Origin of the sequence: Pseudomonas kilonensis (genome assembly GCF_001269885.1) — a bacterium.
In the GTDB taxonomy this organism is placed as follows: domain Bacteria; phylum Pseudomonadota; class Gammaproteobacteria; order Pseudomonadales; family Pseudomonadaceae; genus Aquipseudomonas; species Aquipseudomonas kilonensis.
In genome coordinates this window covers 32,427-54,733 of sequence record NZ_LHVH01000009.1, presented here as the reverse complement: position 1 = coordinate 54,733, position 22,307 = coordinate 32,427, and the positions used below count along the sequence as shown (strand labels likewise).

10 protein-coding genes and 1 pseudogene are annotated in these 22,307 nt (G+C 58.3%); 7 read left to right on the top strand and 4 right to left on the bottom strand.

Annotated elements, in window-relative coordinates; all coding sequences use genetic code 11:
• Window positions 1-18: 18 nt before the first annotated feature.
• The gene (locus tag AD662_RS03725; RefSeq protein ID WP_053185549.1) at window positions 19-609 is read right to left on the bottom strand and encodes a hypothetical protein; all 591 of its coding nucleotides are present in this window, start codon (window positions 607-609) and stop codon (window positions 19-21) included.
• A 370-nt stretch (window positions 610-979) separates the two neighbouring features.
• On the opposite strand from AD662_RS03725, the gene katG reads away from it, so the two are divergent.
• Window positions 980-3,244, top strand: coding sequence for a catalase/peroxidase HPI (gene katG / locus AD662_RS03720; RefSeq protein WP_053185546.1), 2,265 nt, complete (start codon window positions 980-982; stop codon window positions 3,242-3,244).
• A 97-nt stretch (window positions 3,245-3,341) separates the two neighbouring features.
• Here katG and AD662_RS03715 read toward each other — a convergent pair whose 3' ends face one another.
• On the bottom strand, window positions 3,342-4,175 hold the full coding sequence (locus AD662_RS03715) for a phosphatase PAP2 family protein (protein WP_018613026.1): 834 nt from the start codon (window positions 4,173-4,175) through the stop codon (window positions 3,342-3,344).
• An 8-nt stretch (window positions 4,176-4,183) separates the two neighbouring features.
• Window positions 4,184-4,891 (bottom strand): lipopolysaccharide core heptose(II)-phosphate phosphatase PmrG, encoded by a 708-nt coding sequence (pmrG, locus tag AD662_RS03710; RefSeq protein ID WP_053185543.1) that lies wholly within the window; start codon window positions 4,889-4,891, stop codon window positions 4,184-4,186.
• Window positions 4,892-5,192: 301 nt separating this feature from the next.
• On the opposite strand from pmrG, the pseudogene AD662_RS30050 reads away from it, so the two are divergent.
• The 6 genes and pseudogenes from AD662_RS30050 to AD662_RS03685 all read left to right on the top strand — a co-directional run.
• Window positions 5,193-6,206 (top strand): annotated as a pseudogene (locus AD662_RS30050) (methyl-accepting chemotaxis protein); the annotation flags it as partial.
• Between the two features lie 42 nt (window positions 6,207-6,248).
• The gene (locus AD662_RS30045; RefSeq protein WP_408003944.1) at window positions 6,249-7,112 is read left to right on the top strand and encodes a methyl-accepting chemotaxis protein; all 864 of its coding nucleotides are present in this window, start codon (window positions 6,249-6,251) and stop codon (window positions 7,110-7,112) included.
• Between the two features lie 388 nt (window positions 7,113-7,500).
• Window positions 7,501-10,038, top strand: coding sequence for a Tc toxin subunit A (locus AD662_RS03700; protein WP_053185540.1), 2,538 nt, complete (start codon window positions 7,501-7,503; stop codon window positions 10,036-10,038).
• A gap of 28 nt (window positions 10,039-10,066) precedes the next feature.
• Window positions 10,067-14,614, top strand: a complete 4,548-nt coding sequence (locus AD662_RS03695) for a Tc toxin subunit A-related protein (protein ID WP_053185537.1) — start codon at window positions 10,067-10,069, stop codon at window positions 14,612-14,614.
• On the top strand, window positions 14,611-19,083 hold the full coding sequence (locus tag AD662_RS03690) for a SpvB/TcaC N-terminal domain-containing protein (protein WP_053185534.1): 4,473 nt from the start codon (window positions 14,611-14,613) through the stop codon (window positions 19,081-19,083). The genes AD662_RS03695 and AD662_RS03690 overlap by 4 nt, the downstream gene beginning before the upstream one ends.
• Window positions 19,080-21,902 (top strand): RHS repeat domain-containing protein, encoded by a 2,823-nt coding sequence (locus AD662_RS03685; protein ID WP_235862381.1) that lies wholly within the window; start codon window positions 19,080-19,082, stop codon window positions 21,900-21,902. The genes AD662_RS03690 and AD662_RS03685 overlap by 4 nt, the downstream gene beginning before the upstream one ends.
• Here AD662_RS03685 and AD662_RS03680 read toward each other — a convergent pair.
• The gene (locus AD662_RS03680) at window positions 21,868-22,248 is read right to left on the bottom strand and encodes a glyoxalase superfamily protein (RefSeq protein ID WP_053185531.1); all 381 of its coding nucleotides are present in this window, start codon (window positions 22,246-22,248) and stop codon (window positions 21,868-21,870) included. The genes AD662_RS03685 and AD662_RS03680 overlap by 35 nt on opposite strands.
• Window positions 22,249-22,307: the final 59 nt, after the last annotated feature.

Sequence of the window (22,307 nt, the reverse complement as noted above, 5' to 3'; positions counted from 1 at the left end):
CCAGTGGCAACGCCTTGATCACGAATCGAGGCTTGCCACTTGATGGCCAAGCAACATCGGCCACTCCCCGGTCATCTCGCACAGCAGCGCTGTGACAGCACTCCCCTCAACCGTGCCGTGCGCTTGCAGAAAGCCCGCCACGGCGCTGACAGCCGGCCAATAACGGTGCACCAGGCAACTGCAACGAGCGATGGCCTGGGATTGGGCATCGAGCAGTTTGCGCGGTGGTAGCAGGCTGATCAATTCCTGCCCCCGGTCCAGGTCACCCCGGCCACTGCCCCTGATCAGCCGATCGGATCGGCGGTGCCGGTAGACCGCTTCGGCCACCGGCCCCGCGAAGCAATGGAGCAGGTCCCGCTCAATGGCATCGACCATCGAGGGCAAGTATTCAGCGATCCCCGGGGCTTCGAAGGCCGGACGCGCGACAAGGTAGTCAGCTTCCACCAACCCTTCTGCGTATTGCGGGTTGCCGCGCAGGTCGAACAGAGGTCCCGTGCAGGCTTCAGCCTTGGTACGCACGGTGATGCGTTTTATCGGTTGGCCGTTCCACCAAAAGGCCAGGGCATGACCCGCTTCGTGGAAGGCCGTGCTGCGCGGGCATTTGTTCATTATTGGGTCCGTCACGGCAGGCGCTGTTCATATCATCTGCCTCACTGCGGGGCCCCGGTAAAAGATTATCCCTATCGACCGTTAATACTGCGCCTATTAGCTATCTGGCAAAGGGGGACTAGCCTGAATTCAGGCTGGTGTAATCCGGCCCGTGAAACCTGACAAAGAGATACGAAGCGTTCAGAAACGTACTGGGCTTGCCGTGGGCCACCGAATGGGTAACCAGACCTCTCGTGTGTTGCCGTGTGGCCGCACACGATCAGTTGAGCGAACTGTGAGCCCTGCGCCCTGAGTCATTTATTTCGCCTGTCGCTATTCGAAGCCCGGCCGGGCTCGATAGCTGGATGAATACGACCAAAGGTAGCTTCTCATGGGAAACGAATCGAAATGCCCGTTCAATCACGCCGCTGGCGGTGGTACGACGAACCGCGACTGGTGGCCGAACCAGCTGAATCTGAAGATCCTGCACCAGCACTCCTCGCTGTCCGATCCCATGGGCGAGGATTTCAACTATGCCCAAGCGTTCAAACGCCTGGACTTCCAGGCCTTGAAACAAGACCTGAATGCACTGATGACCGACTCGCAAGACTGGTGGCCGGCAGACTTCGGCCACTACGGTCCGCTGTTTGTCCGCATGGCCTGGCACAGTGCAGGCACCTACCGCACCGGTGACGGGCGCGGTGGGGCGGGTTCCGGCCAGCAGCGGTTTGCACCGCTCAACAGTTGGCCAGACAACGTCAGCCTCGACAAGGCACGTCGGCTGCTGTGGCCGATCAAGCAGAAGTATGGTCGCAATATTTCCTGGGCTGACCTGATCGTCCTCACCGGCAACGTCGCGCTGGAGTCCATGGGCTTCAAGACCTTCGGTTTTTCCGGAGGCCGCGCCGATGTCTGGGAGCCGGATGAAGACGTCTACTGGGGCTCGGAAAACAAATGGCTGGGGGGCGATGTTCGCTACGGCAAGCCCGACAAAGCCGCCATGCAAGATCCTGGCGAAGGCCAATTGGTGGCCGAGCCTGGCAACGAAGAAAGTCGCACTGACGAGGGCCGCAACCTGGAAAACCCGCTGGCCGCCGTGCAGATGGGGCTGATCTACGTCAACCCGGAAGGCCCCGAGGGCCAGCCGGACCCGGTCGCTGCCGGGGTGGACATCCGCGAAACCTTCGCCCGCATGGCCATGAACGACGAGGAAACCGTGGCATTGATTGCTGGCGGCCACGCCTTCGGCAAGACCCACGGCGCAGGCCCTGCGGACAACGTCGGTGCCGAGCCCGAAGCCGCTGGCCTGGAGCTGCAAGGCCTGGGCTGGAAGAGCACCTTCGGCACCGGTAAAGGCGCCGACACCATCACCAGTGGCCTGGAAGTCACCTGGACCACCACGCCCACCCGCTGGAGCAATAACTACCTGGAGAACCTGTTCGGTTTCGAGTGGGAACTGACCAAGAGCCCGGCAGGCGCGCACCAATGGACGCCGAAAAACGCTGCAGGCGCGGGCATCATCCCCGATGCCCATGACCCGGCCAAACGGCGCAACCCAACGATGCTGACCACTGACCTGGCGCTGCGCTTCGACCCGATCTACGAGAAAATTTCCCGGCGCTTCCTGGCCAACCCCGACCAGTTGTCCGACGCCTTTGCCCGCGCCTGGTTCAAGCTGATCCACCGCGACATGGGCCCGCTCTCACGCTACCTCGGCCCGGAACTGCCCAACGAAGAACTGCTGTGGCAAGACCCTATCCCGGCGGTCGACCATCCGCTGGTCAACGACAGCGACATCGCCACCCTCAAAGGCAAGCTGCTGGCCTCGGGCCTGTCGGTTTCACAGCTTGTGTCTACGGCGTGGGCCGCGGCTTCCACCTTCCGTGGTTCCGACAAACGCGGCGGCGCCAACGGTGGCCGCCTGCGCCTGGCCCCCCAAAAGGATTGGGCAGCCAACCAGCCAGAGCAACTGGCCAAGGTGCTGGCGACCCTCGAAGGGGTCCGGAATGAGTTCAACGCCGCCCAGTCCGGCGGCAAAAAAATCTCCCTGGCAGACCTGGTCGTGCTGGCCGGCAGCGCCGGTATTGAACAAGCCGGAAAAAATGCCGGACTCAGCGTGACGGTACCATTCACGCCGGGACGCATGGACGCGAGCCAGGAGCAGACGGACGTCGAGTCGTTCGGTTTTCTCGAGCCCATCGCCGATGGCTTTCGCAACTACCTCAAGGGCCGGTACCGCGTGTCCGCCGAGGCGTTGCTGATCGACAAGGCCCAACTGCTGACCCTCAGCGCCCCACAAATGACGGCGCTGATCGGCGGTCTGCGGGTGCTGGACACCAACGCCGGCCACACCGCGCACGGTGTCTTTACCCAACGGCCCGGGACGTTGACCAATGACTTCTTCGTCAACCTGCTCGACATGGGCGTGGAATGGAAAGCCCTTTCCGATACCCAGGAAACCTTCGAGGCCCGCGACCGCAAGACCGGCCAGGTCAAATGGACCGGCACCCGTGTCGACCTGGTCTTCGGTTCCAACGCCCAGCTACGGGCCTTGGCCGAAGTCTATGCCAGCCCGGATGCCCAGGAGCAGTTCGTCAAGGACTTCATCGCGGCGTGGGTCAAGGTGATGAACCTGGATCGGTTTGATCTCAGGTGAGCGGCGTACGAGAGCATGAGGTCTGGCAAGAAGGCGACCTCATGAACTTTTCTTCACCCCACGCCCCCGCGTGATTGGGTACAGTCGCCTCGCTCATTCAAGAAACTAAGGTTTTAGCCCGCTCTCCCAGCGGGCTTTTTTTTGCCTGGCATTCAGGTTGCTCCAAAGCCGCCCGCCCATAAAACAGCAACGCCATCAGCCAACAACTCAACCAGACAAAAATCCCCGCCCAGAACGTGTGGGACATGTAATGCCAGCCCTGCAGGACCCGCGTCGTGCCGTAGACAAACCCCAAGGCCAGCGCCCCGTGCATCAAGGCTTTCGAATGACGCCAGCGGTAGCGGCGAGCGACGAAATACAACGCCAGCATCGTAAAGCCGCCGGACGCATGACCGCCGGGCCAGCAGCGACCGTCACCGGCGACTTTCAGCAGGTCGAAATTCTGGAACCATTCCTTGTGCTCGATCTTGCCGGCGTATTGGGTGGTTTCCACCGGGCAGTACACGCTGGTGTGGCCCTTGAGGTAATGGATCACCCCGCTGCTGAGGGAAAAGGCGAAGACCACGTAGAGAAAGTCGCGCCGATGCTTGTGGGCAAAACGCAACGGCGCGGCCAACCGGGTTTTCTCCAACAGGCGAAGCAATCCGGGGCGCTTTTGCGGCTTGAAGATCGGCCAGACAAACGACAACAGCGCCCCGATAATCGCCGCCTCGCCGGTCCAGTTCGGGATGATCCTGGCCCACTTATGGGTGATTTTCTCGAACAGCCGCACGTGCTCCAACGCAAAGACCTGGTGCAGCGGGTCGTAGAATAAATTGCTGAAGGCGATGTCGATGCGAGTCATGTCGAACAGCAAAAACACCACCACGGCGCAGACCAGGGGAATTCCAAGATTGAGCCCGTAGAAACGGGCGCGAGCAGACATCAGCATGGGCGGTCCTAATCGTGGGAAAGGTTACTGAAAGCCGCCGAGCGCCAGTCAGAGGCTTCGATAAAACCGAGCAACTGCGGTGCTTGTGGCTGGGCGGTGGAGACGAACAGCGAAGCGCCGTAGCCAAACGTCGAGGTGGGCCGGTGGAGCGCGGTTTCCAATGCCTGCATGCATTCGCTGTGGGTGACCAGGATCAGGTTGCGCCCGGCGACTTTGTGGGCCAGGGCATTGCGCAGCAGGTCATGGCGGCAATTGATCAGCCAGTCGTCGCCAGCACTCACCTTGTTGAACATGTAGCCCGCCGTCTGGGCCGCACGGACCAGAGGGCTGTTGTAGAGGTCGGCGTTGTCCAGGCCCAGTTGCTCGAACCGGGCGCCGAGGCCCACCGCAACGGCACGGGCCCGGTCAGTGATGCCTTCGCGATCATTCAGGCACGCGGCCTTGGCGTGATCGCAGCGCTCGACATGACGCACCAGCACGATCATCTCGCCCTTGGCCCAGCCATCGGCCAAGGCCCGGGCGCCGGCAACATTGCCATGGGCCAGATCCGGTATCGCCGCCGGGCTGAGCAGCCAGAGGGTCAACGGGATGACCAGCAGCGCCGAAGCCAACACGACCACAGCGTTTGGGTAACGGGCAAAGCGCCGCGTATCGATCGAGCGCCTCAGGCCGAAAAGGCTCAGTCTCAGTTCCACATCAAGCCGCCCCGACGGCATCCACCCAGTCATTCGATGGCGCGACAGTAGAGAGGCTGACGTAGGCAGGCAGTGAAAGCGATGTGAAAAAAAACTTGGTGTGGGAGCAAAGCTTGCTCGCGAAACAGACACCTCGATTCTGTGGCAGACCGCATCGCCTTCATCGCGGGCAAGCCTTGCTCCCACAGATACTCGGAAAAAAACTTTCAGATCCAGGACCAGCGGCCGATACAGCCCTGTTACATGCTCTTGCTGGCTCTTAACAACAACAATCTTCCAGCGTACCGACGATCAAGCAGCACAACGTTCCTGGAGGAATTTGATGAACAGCTGGTTTGGCAACATTAGCGTCAACATGAAATTGGGCCTGGGCTTCGGTCTGGTGCTGGTACTGACCTGCCTGCTGGCCCTGACCAGTTGGACCAGCCTGGGCGGGCTGATCGACCGTAGCAACTGGATGAGCGACATCACCCAGCTCAACGCCGGCCTGACCAAGCTTCGGGTCACGCGCCTGCAATACATGCTGACCAACGGTGACGAGACCGCCGCCCAAAACGTGCAGACCACTCTCGATAGTTTTGTGACACAACAGAACGCCCTGCTCAGCAGCTTCAAGAGCCCGGAAAACGTCAAGTTGCTCAAGGAGCAGAGCGCAGTCATCAGCGCCTACCAGGTGTCCCTGAACAAAATGCGCAGCGCCTACCGCACGGGCAACACCGCCCGCGATGCCATGGGTGCGAACGCCGAGATCGCCTACAAGCTGATCGAGACCCTGGATTCGGACGTGCGGAAAATGGCCCCCGGCGATGAGCGTTTCGCCCAGTTCCAGGCCATCACCCAGGCCAAGCAGGACTTCATGCTGGCCCGCTATGAAGTGCGCGGCTACACCGCCAATAGCAATGCCGACACCGAACGCAAGGCCGTCACCCAGCTGGACGCCGCCATCGCGTCGCTCAAGCCGCTGAACGAGCACTTCTCCAGCACCCGCCAGGATGAACTGCGCCAACTGGAAAACGCCCTCACCCAATACCGCAGCGCCGTGCAGGCCTTCAAGCTGGCCACCGCCGACGCGGTACAGGCACGCAAGGAAATGACTGAACAGGGCGCGTCAATCGTGACGTTGAGCGAGCAGCTGTACCAGATCCAACTCGACCGCCGCGACGCCGAAAGCGCCGAGGCCCGCACCCTGCAACTGATCAGCACCCTGCTGGCGTTGCTGGTCGGCGTCATTGCCGCCGTGATCATCACGCGCCAGATCACCGGCCCGCTGCGCGAAACCCTGGCCGTGGTCGAACGCATTGCCAGCGGCGACCTGTCGCACACGGTCATCGTCACTCGCCGCGATGAACTGGGCGTGCTGCAACAAGGCATCGCGCGCATGGGCGTAACCCTGCGCGACCTGATCAGCGGCATCCGTGACGGCGTGACCCAGATCGCCAGCGCCGCCGAAGAGCTGTCCGCCGTGACCGAGCAGACCAGCGCCGGGGTCAACAGCCAGAAAATCGAGACCGATCAGGTCGCGACCGCCATGCACGAAATGACCGCCACGGTGCAGGAAGTGGCGCGCAACGCCGAAGAAGCCTCCCAGGCCGCGGCCGCCGCCGACGGCGAAGCCCGTGCCGGTGACAAGGTGGTCAGCGAAGCCATCGCCCAGATCGAGCGCCTGGCCAGTGAAGTGGCGCGCTCCACCGACGCCATGACCGTGCTGCAACAGGAAAGCGACAAGATCGGCAGCGTCATGGACGTGATCAAGGCCGTGGCCGAGCAGACCAACCTGCTGGCGCTCAACGCCGCGATCGAAGCGGCACGCGCCGGTGAAGCCGGGCGTGGTTTTGCCGTGGTGGCCGACGAGGTCCGTGGCCTGGCCCAGCGCACGCAGAAATCCACCGAAGAAATCGAAGGCCTGGTGGCCGGCCTGCAGAACGGTACCCAGCAGGTGGCGGCCGTGATGAACAACAGCCGCAACCTCACCGACAGCAGCGTGGCCCTGACCCGCAAGGCCGGCGCGTCACTGGGGAACATCACCCGCACGGTGTCGAACATCCAGTCGATGAACCAGCAGATCGCCGCGGCCGCCGAACAGCAAAGCGCCGTGGCCGAGGAGATCAGCCGCAGCATCATCAACGTGCGCGACGTGTCCGAACAGACCGCCGCCGCCAGCGAAGAAACCGCCGCCTCCAGCGTCGAACTGGCGCGGTTGGGGAATCAGTTGCAGATGATGGTCAGCCACTTCCGCGTCTAACCTCCGCACCGATTTTGCATGCCCCACTGTGGGAGCGGGCTTGCTCGCGAAAGCGGTGGCACATCCAACATCAATGCCAGCAGACCCACCGCTATCGCGAGCAAGCTCGCTCCCACCCTGGGTCTGCTGTGTCCTGCAACTCCGCGCCAGGCACAAACCACTGTGGGAGCGAGCTTGCTCGCGATGACGCCGGATCAGCCAGCATGGAAGTTGACTGACCCACCGCCTTCGCGAGCAAGCCCGCTCCCACAGGACTCGCGTCAGCACCGCCCACGAATCGCTCTTTCGTACAAATCTCCCGCCCCCTGTCCTACCGCCTTTCTTTGCCCGCTCCTGTACGGTTTTCGCTTGGACAAGCACATTCCGTTCGCACAGGAGATGGCAATACATGGACGTAAGCAACAACTTACTGTTGCACAGGCTCGTTGGCTCCCACGACGGTGAGGACGCCACAAAAACCGCTTTGAAAACCGCCCTGGAACAAATGGGCGTGACATCGGTGTTCGACATTGTGCGCATGAGCAAGGCGCAGTTCGCCCAGGAAGTCGCCAAGTACTGCGATGCGAATGCCGAGCAGGCCTATGACAACGCGCAGAGCCATGCCCGAAGGATCAGTCGCTTGTACCTGGAGCATCAGCTCTCCTCCAGCGACGCCAAGCCCCGTGTCCGACGCAGCCTGGATTCAGACCCAACATCAAAGCCGATCAGCTATCAAGGGCTATTCCAGGAAAATTGGGATCAATTCTGCAAGGACAGTGACATCGCCGCGATCGACTCACCCGTCGCCTACCTGCGTGCGCTGTATCTGTTCGCCAGGCAGCTGGAAGACAGCTCCACGGATGGCCGCAAGATATCCCTGGCATCACGTCGAGCGGATCTCGACACACTGATGCTCGATTCACAGAGTGCCTTGGTTCCACGCCCGATGCTCAACATCGTCAACGACACGTTGCGCAGCCATATCGAAGCCAGTCCCGATATGGGCACAACCGTCCATCAGGCATTGGCCAGCGCACACTATCCCTTTTCACTGCCCTATGATCTTCACCATCACCAATGCCTGCTTGGGTTGGGCGCGGGCAAACCGGCGTTGGGCGAAGTGAATTACCGGATCAGCCTGAAGCTGCCGTTTTGCCAGGACGGCTCAACGTACGGACAGGTTGTGCAGCCGTCTGCCGAGGCGCAAAAACTGCTTTCAGGGCTGAATCCGGAGCAACAAAAACTCTTGCTCGCACCGCTCGCTTCTGACCACGATCTCAAGCGCCTGAAAAAGGCCTATGGCACTGAAGCTGTCGCAGACCTGCGTGATCTCAAATTCTTCAAGGAGCGCACCGGGCTGTCGACGGAACAGGTCGAGCAGCTACTGGGACATGGCAGATACGGCCCTCGCGCCTCGACCAATATCCCGCCCTCGACTCGTAACCGCCAGAGTCCTGCTTACATCAATGGTCCCGACACTTCTTCCCCCGACCTGGTGCTTGAAACCCAAACGACCCGGCAAGGGTTCAATTACAAGTCCTACGAGCGCTTCGACCGCATGCAGCGAATGATCCGATTGCAGCGATGGACTGGTATTCCCTTTGCCGAACTGGATACGTTGCTCATCAATATCATGCATTCGGAAGGCAACACCCTGATGACGCTCAGCGCCAATACCTTGCGCGCGCTTGGGGTCTATCAGTACATGAAGCGGCGCCGTGGCATCACACCAGAAGAATTTGCCTCGCTCATGAGCGAAATGCCGACCCGCGCTAGTGCAGAGCGTGTTTCGTTGTTCGACCAGGTATTCAATCGCACCGGTCTTCTCCAAAGCCCTGCGTGGGGGGGGCAAGCGACAGACCTTGATACCGCAGACTCCAAGACACTCAGCTATCTCGGTGCGGGCCTGGGACTCGCGCTCACCGAAGATGCGTTGTTGCTGCTGCTGAAACAGACTGAGACGTACCTGGCGCTAAAACAGGATTTGCCGACCGTATCCTCACTCTACCGCCAGGCCCGTATCGCACGGATGTTCGGGCTGTCGCCTCTTGAGTGCACGGAATTGGCTCGGATACTGGGAGGGGAGACTTTCTGTCGAGCCTTGGTGACGGGGAGCCTGAACACGGCAGGCCCCGACATACTCGACGTACTGATGGCGATGGATTGGGCAGTGGACTGGCTCAAGCAAAACCATCTCGATGTGCTGGCGTGGTGTCGCCTGTTCGACACTTCCCGGGATGACTTACCGTTGAATCAAAATCTGCAAAACCGACTGGTCGCACTTCGAGATCACGCCAAACCCACCAGAGACGACCAACGCCTGGTAGAAACACTGCTGCACGATATCGCTGACTTGTCCGCCGAGTATTCCCCCTGCGTGATGAAAATGGCCGAGACGAATGCCACGAAAATTGTCGACGCCATCATCCCAACTGACGGCAAAGCCCTCCCGTTGCTCGCACGCGTGCTTCGCACCGCGCAAGCCTGCCAGCACTTACATCTGAGCAGCAGCACGCTACAGACATTGATGGACAATCCCACATGGTTAGCCCCGAACAGCTCAGGGGCGCTTAAACCGCAAACGCTGTATTTACTCGAACGCTTCAATCACTGCGCACGGCATCAGGCCCAGTCAGAAGAAAACCTGTTGCATTACTTGCAACTCGCCGATCAAGACGTAACGCAACATTCAGTGCAGGCAGCCAACGACCAGTTGGCCAACCTCCTGGGTTGGAGTACTGAGCAAGTGACTTGCCTGACAGCGCAATTGCCGACACAACGCGCCACCACGATACAAGACGTGGATTGGGTCATGCGTTGCCAGGCGTGTTGCATGGATACAGGCCTGTCGGCAAGCCTGCTGCTCAAGGCCGCCGCACTCAATGGCGACAGCCCGACGCCGGAGTGGAAAATCGTCGGTGAAGGACTGATCGCTGCGAGCCATTGAGGCGTACATTTTTTTTCAAGGATTGAATATGACCGTTGCCATGAAAAAGCAGCTGGATGAAAGCCTGCGAGATGCGCAGTTGGCGTTCTACCTACACAAGATCGCGCCGGGAAAAAGCCTGCCAGGAACAGCGCTACTCAAGACTGCCCGAGACCTTTATGAATATTGGCTGCTGGACGTGCTGGTCAGCCAGGATGTGCCCACCACGCCAGTGGCGTGCGCCATTGCCAGCCTTCAGCAATACATCAATCGCATCCTGATGAATATGGAGCCCGGCTACGATCTGGAAAGCATCACGCCCGAGCATATGCAAACGTGGCGCAACGAGATGCATCAATACCCAATCTGGGCGGCTCATCAGAACCTGCTTTATTTCCCGGCAGGTTATCTGGACCCCGTCCTGAGAAACAACAAGAGCGGCAACTTTCAGCAGTTGGAAAACGAACTCAACCAGAACCGGATCCAGGCCGACGCGGTTCAATCGGCGGTCATGGCCTACCTGACCCGATTCGAAGAAATCGCCAATCTGAATATTCTCAATGGCTACATCGACGGTGCAGATTTTGCCAACAGCACCTATTATTTCATCGCCAAGTCCCGCACCGAAAACACCTACTTCTGGCGCTCGCTGAACATGGGGCAACGTCCGCTGGGCGGTACGCCACCACCGCCCCCTGCCATCGCCGCCAAACTGGACCAGCCGGATCCGTTCGCCTGGTCGGATTGGGAAAAAGCCGATGTGCCGATTCCCGACAGCGCGGTCGAACACTCAATTCGTCCTGTCTGGTTCAACAATCGTCTGTTCGTTGTTTGGGCAGAATGCATCCATCAGGATCAGCCGGCCTCCAGCGCGCCTTCAAACGCCGAAACCACAGCCCCCCAAATGAATCATCCGCTACTGCGCTTGTGCTATTGCTTTAAAAAACAGGATGGTATTTGGAGCACCCCACGAGTTGGCCTGCAGGGTTATTGCGAGGACAAAACGCTGTGTGGCAAGGGCCTTGATGCCATTAAATCATCCATAGGTACTGCAGCTGAGCAACACAATAAAGGCGCCCACGGTGCATTGTTTCTCACTCTCTATGCAGCAGGGTCCAAAACGGACGCCCCCCATCAAGCCGACAACGAATTTGCCTTCAATAGAACGATTTGTATCGACAGTAATCTCGCCACTACTAGCCCAACCTTCACCGAAAAAGAGCACATAGGCGCTGTCAACCAACGCATTCAAACACGAATATTTTCAGAAATCGAAATCACTGAAACGCCTCTCCCAACGGACATGAACATCCTCATGTCGGGTTTCGAAAGCCAACAAGATCGGATAAACATCAGATCGAAAATAGACCGGACCGCCTCCGCGGTGAGGCTACGCATGACCTCAAGCAGCGACCTCAACGGGGTGGGTTTATATACGACGCCTGAAACAATCAAGTTGAGACTTGCAACCCGGCCCGATCGATCCCCGAGACTTCAACTTAACTTAGTACTTCCTGCCCGCAGCCTGCCAGACGCAGCCTATGTGGTGCTTGAGCCGGACTCACAACTCACCATCAGCGACCACACCCCGTTATCGCACCCGCACACACTATCGATCGACGGCATGGCTGATGTACTCAGAGACTCTGAACATTCGCCCGGTATCACCCTGCATGCCAATACAGATCTTCAGGGAAAAGTTGTCTCTACCGAGGCAGTACGTCATCTGATTGAGGAAAGTAGACGCGGGAATGACAGCTCAATTTCCGGGACGGTAAAAAACGTAACGATGCAAGCCAACAATGGCACAGCTATCGACCTTGGCCAGGCAACCGTCAATCTTGATGAACCACTTGACCTTCAATATGTAATTTTCCGTCAGCCAACCACCTTGGCAACTCAAACGCCGTCATATAAAGACCTGACGGTGGTAGTTGAGTCCAAGCCCGCGTCTAAGCTGATGGCGTCCTTCGAGTTCGCTTGGCACAGCAACGACCTCAGCGGCGACGGCGATACTTTTTTTTGTGGGGTGGCCTTTGTCTACCCCAATGAACCGGAAACGAAGCGCTATTCCGCCCTTAAAGGCATCAAGCTGAACTTCATCCCTACGCGCCTCCAGGCCCCAGGCATTACCTCCTCATCGACAGCCGGACTGGGCACCGCCCAATTTATCGATTTCACCCATAGCGCCGTCAAAACCAGCGATGCCGGAAGCCTACTCCGCCAGCCGATCAGGTTGAACACCACGTTTGCCGCAGAACTGATCCGCCGTACAGAAAACGGCCTGGATGAACTGTTCGATTGGACGACACAACACTTGCGCGAACCGACCATACCCGACGGCGCCAACGACGAGATGGATTTCCACGGCCCTTACGGTCGTTACTTCACCGAACTGTTCCTCTACTTGCCATGGCTGGTCGCCCACCGTTTGAACGTCGAACAGCGCTATGAAGAAGCCGAATGCTGGTTACGTCATCTCTTCGATCCAAGTCGCGGCAAAGAAAGTTGCTGGAAGGCCGTCCCTTTGCTCGACAGCAACACGCCTTCGTATGCCGACCAGGCGCCGCACGACCCTCATCAGATCGCGCTCAGTCATCCAGTGCACTTTCGCAAGGCGCTGTACTTCCTGTACCTCGACATCCTGATCAATCGAGGCGACGACGCCTACCGCGAACTGACCCCTGACAGCCTCAGCGAGGCAAAGCTGTGGTACGTGCGGGTGCTGGATCTGTTGGGACCACGCCCGATCGTTCAACTCATCGATGATTGGGCGAGCATCAGCTTGCAAACGCTTAGCAAAACGACCAGTGGCGATTTACGGACATTCGAACAATCACATGCCCATTCCCAGCCCTCATTGTCGGTTCGTGGGAGCGGTGAGCACGCGTCCTTGTCAGCGATCGACAGCCCGCACTTGCGCCTGCCATTTCACCCACAGTTGCTCCGGTGCTGGGACATTGCAGAAAGCCGCCTGTACAACTTGCGACATAACCTCGACATTGCTGGAAAACCGCTGCATTTGCCGATATTTGCAGCGCCGCTGGATCCTCGCGTGTTGCTCAGCAACGCGGTCTTGAATACTTCGGACAATACGGTTCGAGGGGGGCCGCCCACAGCTATCCCGCACTTTCGGTTCTCGGTCATGCACCATCAGGCGTTGAGTGCGGTGGAAAGCCTCAGCCAATTTGGCACCACACTGCTGTCATTGATCGAGCGCAAGGAACAGGCGCAGTTGCAAGAACTGCAACAACAGCAGGCCTGGGAATTGGCGAAAATCTCGATTGACCTGCAGCGCCAGGCCTTGAATATCGATCGTCAGAACCGCCAGGCGCTGCTCGCAAGCCAGGCAATTGTTCAAAACCGCGTAACCCATTACAAAACACTGCTGGACGGTAGTCTAACTGGCAAGGAAATAGCCGTCAGTGGGTTCTCCATATCCAGCGGTACGTTTGAGGCTGCTGCACTGTCCTTCCAAATCGGGGCGGGATTGGCGATGCTGGCTCCAAACATGGTGGGGTTTTGCATTGGCGGCAGCCGTTGGGAGGGGCCGTTGCTCGCCGCCTCTGCGGCCTCGCATAGCGCCGCGATCATAAACCGCACGATTGCGGCCGACCTCGACCGTCAAGCCATATTCGATCGCCGCCGGGAAGATTGGCAACACACCTATGAGCAATCACAGCTCGAGCTGGCCCAGATTGACGCACAACTGGCGCAATTCACCGAACAGGAAACCGCCACTCGCCTGCAACTGCGCCTGGCCGAATCAACCCTGAGCCAAACCAAGGCCAACTACGATCTTCTCAGTAAGCGCTTTACCAGAGCACAGCTGTATCAATGGCTGAACAGCCAGTTTGCCGCCCTCTATCGCCAGGCCTACGACACCACGCTGGCCCTATGCTTCGCCGCCGAGGCCTGTTGGCAATATGAAATTGCCAATTTCACCACGAGATTCATCCAACCCGGAGCATGGAATACCACCTATCGAGGACTTGGAGCAGGCGAGCAATTGAAACTCAGCCTGTTGAACATGCAGGCCGAATATCTGCGCCGTAGCGAGCGAGAGCTGGAGATTCGCAAGACGATTTCACTGCGTCAATTGAATGACCAGACCAAGACTAAAACCATCAACAAGCCATGGCTGGAAATGCATGCCGAACTGAAGAAAGGCCAATGCGAATTCGAGCTGTCCCAAGAACTGTTCGAGAGTGATTACAAAGAACAGAAGCACTACCTGCGGCGGATCAAAACCATCAGCGTTTCCTTGCCGGCCGTTGTGGGTCCTTACGAAAACATCCGAGCCATACTGACCCAAACCTCCAGCAAAGTGCTCATGTCCCATGATGCCAAAGGACAAGCCATGGAGGGCCGGCGCGCCAACCAACAGATCGCCCTTTCCACCGGCGTCGACGACAACGGCCTGTTCACCCTGAACTTCAACGATGAACGCTACCTGCCGTTTGAATACACCGGTGCGATCTCCAAATGGAAACTGACTTTCCCGAACTTCGAAGCGCAAAAAGACCTGCTTGACTCACTGACCGATGTCATCGTGCATGTGAGCTACACGGCCAGGGTCGGTGGAGGTGTGGCATGAGTGAACAAACCGCACTGCCGATCACTGCGCCGTCGCTGCCCAAGGGGGGTGGCGCCATCCAGAGTATCGGCAAAGGGTGGGGCGAAGTCGGCGCCCACGGCACGGCTTCCTATGAGGTGGCGTTGCCCATTTCCCCGGGGCGGGGCTTTGCTCCAGCCCTGTCCTTGAGCTACAGCAGCTCGGCCGGCAACGGTGTGTTCGGGATCGGCTGGGGGTTATCGTTACCCAGCGTGGCGCGACGCACCAGCAAGGGCGTGCCCGCCTATAACGATGATGACGAGATCGTCGGCCCCAGCGGCGTGGTCTGGTTGCCCGAACACGGTATCAGTCCAACCCAAGTCGATCGCTACAACGGTTTGGACCTGGGCACGACCTACACGGTGACGCGTTACTTGCCGCGAATCGAAGCCAGCTTCGACCGAATTGAATATTGGTCGTCGGAAGGGGATAAACCAGGTTTCTGGCTTGTGCACGGTGCCGATGGCAGTCTGCATGTCTTCGGGAAAGATCCGCAATCGCGACGGGCAGATCCCCAGGACAAGAACCGTGTGGGTGAGTGGCTGCTGGAGGAAAGCCTGAATGCTCATGGCGAGCACATTCTGTATCAATACACAGGAAAAAAGGGCAAGGGCCAACGCTACTTGAGCCACGTACGCTATGGCAATGTGAAGGCCGACGCCAGCCTTTACGCTTGGAAAACAGAGCCGCCGAAGCCAGGCCAATGGCACTTCGAACTGGTGTTCGACTACGGTGAGCGAAGCACCGAGTACGAGAAAAAACCATCCTATGAAGGACTGCAATCGCAAAAACGCAGCGATGCGTTCTCCACCTTTGCTTACGGTTTCGAACTGCGCACCGATCGCCTGTGCCGCCAGGTATTGATGTTCCATCGCTTTCCCAGAGAGCTGGGCGCCGATCCTGTTCTGGTGCGACGCCTGCTGCTTGAGTACCGCGAGACGTCCCTTGGATATAACCTGCTGAGCGCAGCGCACGACCAAGCATTCGGCGACGAAGACATCCCCCAGAGCCGTCCTCCCATCGAATTCCAATACAGCCCGTTCAACGCCCCGCCCGATAACGCGGCCTGGGAACCCTTCAAAAACTTGCCTGGGCTCAGCGGCGAACAAGGCATCCAATGGGTGGACTTGTATGGTGAAGGTTTGCCCGGCGTGCTCCATCGAAGCGATGCAGGCTGGTACTACCGTGAGCCCATTCGAGGTGAAGCCAAGACTGATAAAGTGACTTACGGCCAGTGGGAACTGTTACCTGAGATCCCTGTCGCCGACACAACAAAAACACTGCGCCAAACGCTGAGTGACCTCACAGGCGACGGTCGTCTGGACTGGATCATTGGCCAACCGGGGTTCAGCGGCTTCTTTTCCCTCGGCGCGGATCGAAAGTGGTCGAATTTCGCGACCTTCCAGGCGTTTCCTGCCGAATTTTTCAGTCCGAAAGGGAATCTGGCCGACCTGATGGGCGAAGGGCTCAGCGACTTGGCCCTGATAGGCCCACGCAGCGTTCGCGTGTATGCCAACCAGCGCGAGCAGGGTTTCGCTGCCGCCAGGGAGGTTTCTCACGACATCAATGACGATACGTTGCCGGTATTCAGCGGGTCATCCTCCGAGCTGGTGGCTTTCAGTGATCTGCTCGGCAGCGGCCAGCAGCATTTGGTGCGCATTCGTCACGACGAGGTGAAGTGTTGGCCAAACTTGGGCCACGGCCGATTTGGCAAAGGCATCGTGTTGGATTTTCCGGGCCTCGCCTACCACACCTTCGACGCCGCGCGTATTCGTCTTGCTGACCTGGATGGTTCCGGGGCCGCCGACCTGATCTATCTGCAAACGGATCAAGCATTGATCTTCATGAACCAATGCGGCAATGGTTTCGCTCCTGCGGCCAAGTTGCCCTGGCCGCCCGGCCTGCGCTACGACGACTTATGCCAGGCAAGCATCGTCGATCTGCAAGGGCTGGGCTGCTCCAGCCTGGTGCTGAGCGTGCCGCACCTGACCCCAGCGCAACATCAGCGCTACGACTTTGTGAAGAAAAAGCCGTATCTGCTCACCGAGACCCGCAACAACATGGGTGCCGCCAACCGCATCACTTATCGCAGCTCGGCCCAGGAATGGTTGGACGAGAAAGCATCAAGAGTCATAGCCGAAGAGTCCCTTGCCTGCCATGTACCGGTGCCCTTGCACTTGGTGTCGCGCCAGGCCCAGAAGGATGAGATTACCGGTAATCGCCTGACACAAAGATTTTCCTATCGCCAGGGTTATTACGACGGTCTCGAACGGGAATTTCGTGGCTTCGGTTTGCTGATACAAACCGACGCCGAGGCTTTTTCCGACGATGCCAACAAGTCCCCAGACTTCACAGTGCCTTGCTTTAAAAAAAGCTGGTTTCATACCGGTCAGGCAGTGGACATGGACCGCACCGGATATCACAGCGCCGACTCGAAGGCCCAGGCGCTTGGCAAAGCGTTACTGTGCCGATACAAAGATGAAGAAAATGCCGATACATTGGTTGACGCACCAGACGAAGCGACCAGACTTGAGATGTGCCGCGCCCTGAGCGGTCATTTACTGCGCAGCGAGACCTACGCAAAGGACGAAAAAGGGACGCTGTACTCGGTCCAGGAAAACCGTTATCGGGTCCGCCTGCAACAAGCTCCCCAGGGCTCGCGCAGTTATGCCTCCCTGCTGCCATTTCTGTTGGAATCCATCAGCTACCAATACGAAGGCCAGAACGAAGATCCACAGTGCCAGCACACGATCAACTTGCAGCATGATCGTTACGGTGCCGTGATCCACAGCGTGAAAATCCACTACGCCCGCCGCAAAACGCCTGCCGATCCTGCGCCATTCAGCGACATTGATCAGAACAAATGGTGGACAGACGCTCATGATCCGGCGCAACAGTGCTATTACCTGACCGAAAGCCGCGCTGAGATCATCAACCTGCAAACGTCTGAAGAATGGCGCCTGGGTTTACCTTATCGCCAGCGGACCAACGCGTTGAAACGGCCCAAGGCGCCTGAAGACGGAGGACTGGCACCGGAGAATATTTCTTTTGAGAAGATTTGCGAACTCGTCGCAAAGTCAAGCTGGACGACCCAGGCCGTTCTTACCGGCCTCTGCGTCACACGCTACAAGGAGGCTTCGGCCGACAAAACCTTGCCAGACGGCAAAGCCAGCTTCGAAGCCCTGGTCGACCATCTGGAAACCGCCGAGCTGGACGAAAACGCCCTGCAAGCCTTCGACCTGTTACCGGAAAGGTCGCGCCCCGCGGGAACTCTGTTGAAAACAATCGGCTATGAACCCATGACCGATTTCCTTCCGGCGAGTACCTCATCCAAGAAGCTGTGGTCAGTCAAGAGTGGCTTTGCGACCTATGCCGGCTTGGAAGGTTTCTACAAAACCAAGACCGTGCAGCCAAGCAACAGCCACGGCGTGACCAAGATCAGCTACGACCCATACACTTGCTTTGTGACCGGGTTCGAACTGCCCGATGGCTGCACGACCAAGGCGCAATACGATTACCGTACCTCCCTGCCCCAGCGCGTCGAAGACTCCAACGGTAACGTGCAGGAAGGCCTTGTCGATGCCTTCGGCCAGGTACTGGCCAGCACCTTTTACGGCGACGAGAACGGCAGCCCCGTTGGTTTCAAACCGGTTGCGGCGTTCAAGCAATCGCATAAAAGCCCGGCAGCAGCGATCGCACAGGACAAGGACGCTTTGCAAGACGCCGCCACTGCTATCTATTACGCGCCATTCAGCTGGATGGGAGACATATCGGAAACAGGCCGCGAGGACACCGACTGGCTGGAGCGCTGTGTGACCAACGGCGACGTATTGCCGACCGGGCATGTCCGCGCTTCGGCTCGCGCGCGGCTGTCGAAACGCGAGGTAGTTTCTGCCGACGATAAAAAACTGAAACGCGCAATTCGTACTTCGAAACGTGAGCCGATCCACATCGCCACACTAGTTGCCGATCGTTACCCCGATGACGAGCAAAAACAAATCCGAATCGCCATGACGTGCTTCGATGGCTTTGGTCGCCAGTTGCAAAGTAAGCAGCGGGTCGAATCAGGCATGGCTTACATCGTGGATGCCAAGGGTGAACTGACACTCGAGGGCGACAAGCCGCAGGAACAGATCGCCGCACCGCGCTGGCACGTCAGCGAACGTGTGGAATACAACAGCAAGGGACTGGCGGTCCGAATCTACCGTCCCTACTTTGCTGATCAGCATCACCGCATCAACGACAAATCCTTTCGGCAGTTCGGCCATTGCGATCAGCAGTTTTACGATGCATTGGGCCGCCCTACCCACACCCGTCTCGCCAAACAGAATGGTCTTTCCTGGATGCGCCGGCAGACCCGTCATCCTTGGTACACCGTGGAGGAAGACGAAAACGACACGCTGGAAGAAGTCATGGCCGAACATGCCTCGACAGTTGGAGGTGAAGCATGAGCGCACGCCTTCATAGCAAAACGCCCACCCTCAACGCCGTCGACGGCCGCGGCCTACCGGTGCGCCGGGTGGCTTACTGCCGAGACAAGGAAGGCGAAAACGCCCAGACGCGCGTCAGCCGGCAAGAGTACGACGTTGCCGGACGGCTGATTGCCCAGCGCGACCCTCGGTTTGCCAACGCAACTGACGCCAATCTTGCGACCATGTACAGCCTGTCCGGCAAGCCCCTGCAAGTTAACAGTATCGACGCCGGATGGCGCGTGAACTTGCCGGGTGACGCCGGGCAGGTCCTGCGAAGTTGGGATCAACGAGAAAATCATTGGCAGTCCACATACGACAACCAACTGAGACTGACCACCGTCAAAGAGCAAGCAGGAAAAAAACTGCGTACGGTGGAGTACCGTAGCTACGGTGACAGTTCGCCGGAATCGAAGAAGCTCAATCGGTGCGGCGCGCTCATACGTCACGATGACAGCGCCGGTACCTTGATCATTGAGAAATACGCGTTATGTGGCAAACCGCATAGCCTGATAAGGCACTTCCTGAGCAAGACTGAACAACCCGACTGGCCAACCGACGAGAAAGAGCGCGATGGCCTGCGCGAAGAGGGACAAGGTTTTAAAACGAGTTGGACCTACGACGCACTGGGGCAAATTATCCAGCAGACCGATGCGACCCAGCACGAACAGCACTACACCTTCGATGTCGCGGGCCAACTCAAATCCGTGAACCTGAAAATAAAAGACGATACGGCTCCAAAAATCATCGTCAAAGACCTGGTCTACAACGCGTTTGGCCACGTCGAATCCCAAACCGCCGGCAACGGCGTGACCAGTCGTGCGGTGTTCGATCCGGCCAGCGGGCGACTGACTTCGCTCAGCGCATCGGCGCCAGGCAAAACCTTGCAAGACCTCCACTACACCTACGATGCCGTGGGGAACGTGTTGCAAATTACCGACAACGTCCAACCGGAGCGTTTCAACAGCAATCAACGGGTAAAACCCGTCAGCACCTTCACCTACGACAGCCTCCACCAGTTGACCAGCGCCACGGGGCGTGAGGCCGCCGGATTGACCGCGCCCCCCGGTCTTCCAGGCACCGGTACGATTTCATTCGACCCTACGCAACTGTTCAACTTTGCCGAGCAATACACCTACGACGACGGCGGCAACCTGACCGAGCTGCGTCATTTACGCGACGGGAATAATTACACCCGCACATTGAACGTCGCCGCCGCCAGCAATCGCCTCGCGTCTTGGAGACAGGGCGACGACACGACGACCAGAATAACGATGGACTTCGATGCCAACGGGAATCTGCAGGCCCTATGCCCGGGCCAGACACTGGTATGGAATAGTCGTAACCAACTCGACAGTGTGGTGCTGGTCAAGCGTGAAAACGGTTCCGACGACATCGAACGTTACACCTACGACAGCAGCGGTCAACGCGTGCGCAAGATCAAGACAACCCATACCGCGACGATTTCTCACACAGGGGAAGCCCGTTATCTGCCGGGGCTCGAAATCCGCACCCGGCATAACGAACGCCTGGAGGTCATCACCCTGCAAGCCGGACGCTGCAGCGTGCGTTACCTGCATTGGACCAAAGGCCGACCGTCCAGGATCGCGGCCAATCAACTGCGCTACAGCCTCGATGATCATCTGGGTTCCAGCTCACTCGAACTCGACGACAAGGCCGACCTGATCAGCCAGGAAAGTTACCTGCCCTATGGAGGAACCGCTTGGGTGGCATCCCGTTCGGCCGTGGAAGCCGATTACCGGACCATTCGTTATTCCGGCAAGGAGCGCGATGCCAGCGGGTTGTATTACTACGGGCATCGGTACTATGCACCGTGGCTGCAACGCTGGATCAGTCCAGACCCGGCGTGGGCGGTGGATGGGTTGAACCTTTATTGCATGGTGGGGAACAACCCACTGCGCTATACCGATCAGTACGGTTACAACAGAGAAGAACCCAGCATCAAGGAGGAAATAGCAGCCTACCCAGCTATTTTGTCCGAGGTGACCCAAAGGGTCGGCACGCTGAACTACCAGATCTACAACAGCACGCGGAAAAGAGACATAGCCAAAAGAGCCTTTCAAGGCTACGTCTACGGGACATTCAGGTCGCTCATCTCGTTAGGCGCCGCCGTGTTGGCCGCCCCCGCCGGCGGGTACGCTTCAATGGCAGCGAAATTCAGCACATCCAAGGCGGCTGACTCCATTGCCGACAAATTTGATGCGACCCGGCATCTGCCGCTTTCGCTCTACCCACAAGCGTCCCGCTTGAGCCCTCAGAAGATCGAACGTGACGGCAGGACAGCCTTCTATGAGGTGAATAAGAAAAAAAACAATATCCAAGAAGATATGCACCCGAGCACCGCAGCCGGACGAAGAAAGCTAGGAATTATGGCCGCCGGCTACGTTGCGACCAAGAAGCTCGGGCTTCCACGTGCGGTCGTTGATGGCATCGGAACGACTTTCGAAGCACTCCATCTCTTGGAAGGAATCCCTTCACAGAAAATCAATCAATTAAACAATGCGCTGCTTGAACTCGACGATCACTTGGAGCACGACTCAACCGTCATAAACGAGGCATTCGATACCCTCGGGGTAGAGGAGTTTTACCCCAAGGGCGCGAAGGGATACCTGTCCAAAAAACTGGACCGAATAGCTAGTCAGGCAGGCATCACCGGCACCAGCACGTTGCGCCGCTCAGACATACAACGTGACATTCATATAGCACGTGAAACGATACAACACGGGCGGGAACTACTATTCAGACTTAAGGAACACAATACGTCGTTAGGGCGCTGGTAAACACCAACCGATTCCCAAATGGATCACTGATCGCCATGTCCTGGCTTCCCCAGGGCATGGCCTGGATCTGGGGGTGGGCGTAGCGGTATTGCTTGGCCAGTAATTGCTGCTGGAAGGCTTCCAGCTCATCGGTCTCGATCCGCAACGCCGAGCCCGGTGTGCAATCGCCATGGTGTTCGGACAGGTGCAGCACGCAGTCGCCGCGGGAGACTTGCAGGTACAGCGGGAAGTCGTCACCGAAGCGATGTTGCCAATCGACGGTAAAGCCCAGGAAGTCGACATAGAACACCAACGCCTTGGCTTCATCGAAGATCCGCAGGATTGGGGTGGTTTTACCGAAGCTCATGGGTTGCTCCCTGGCTGAAAAGACCCAGTTTAGATGGGTTGATCCCATTGCTTCGGCCT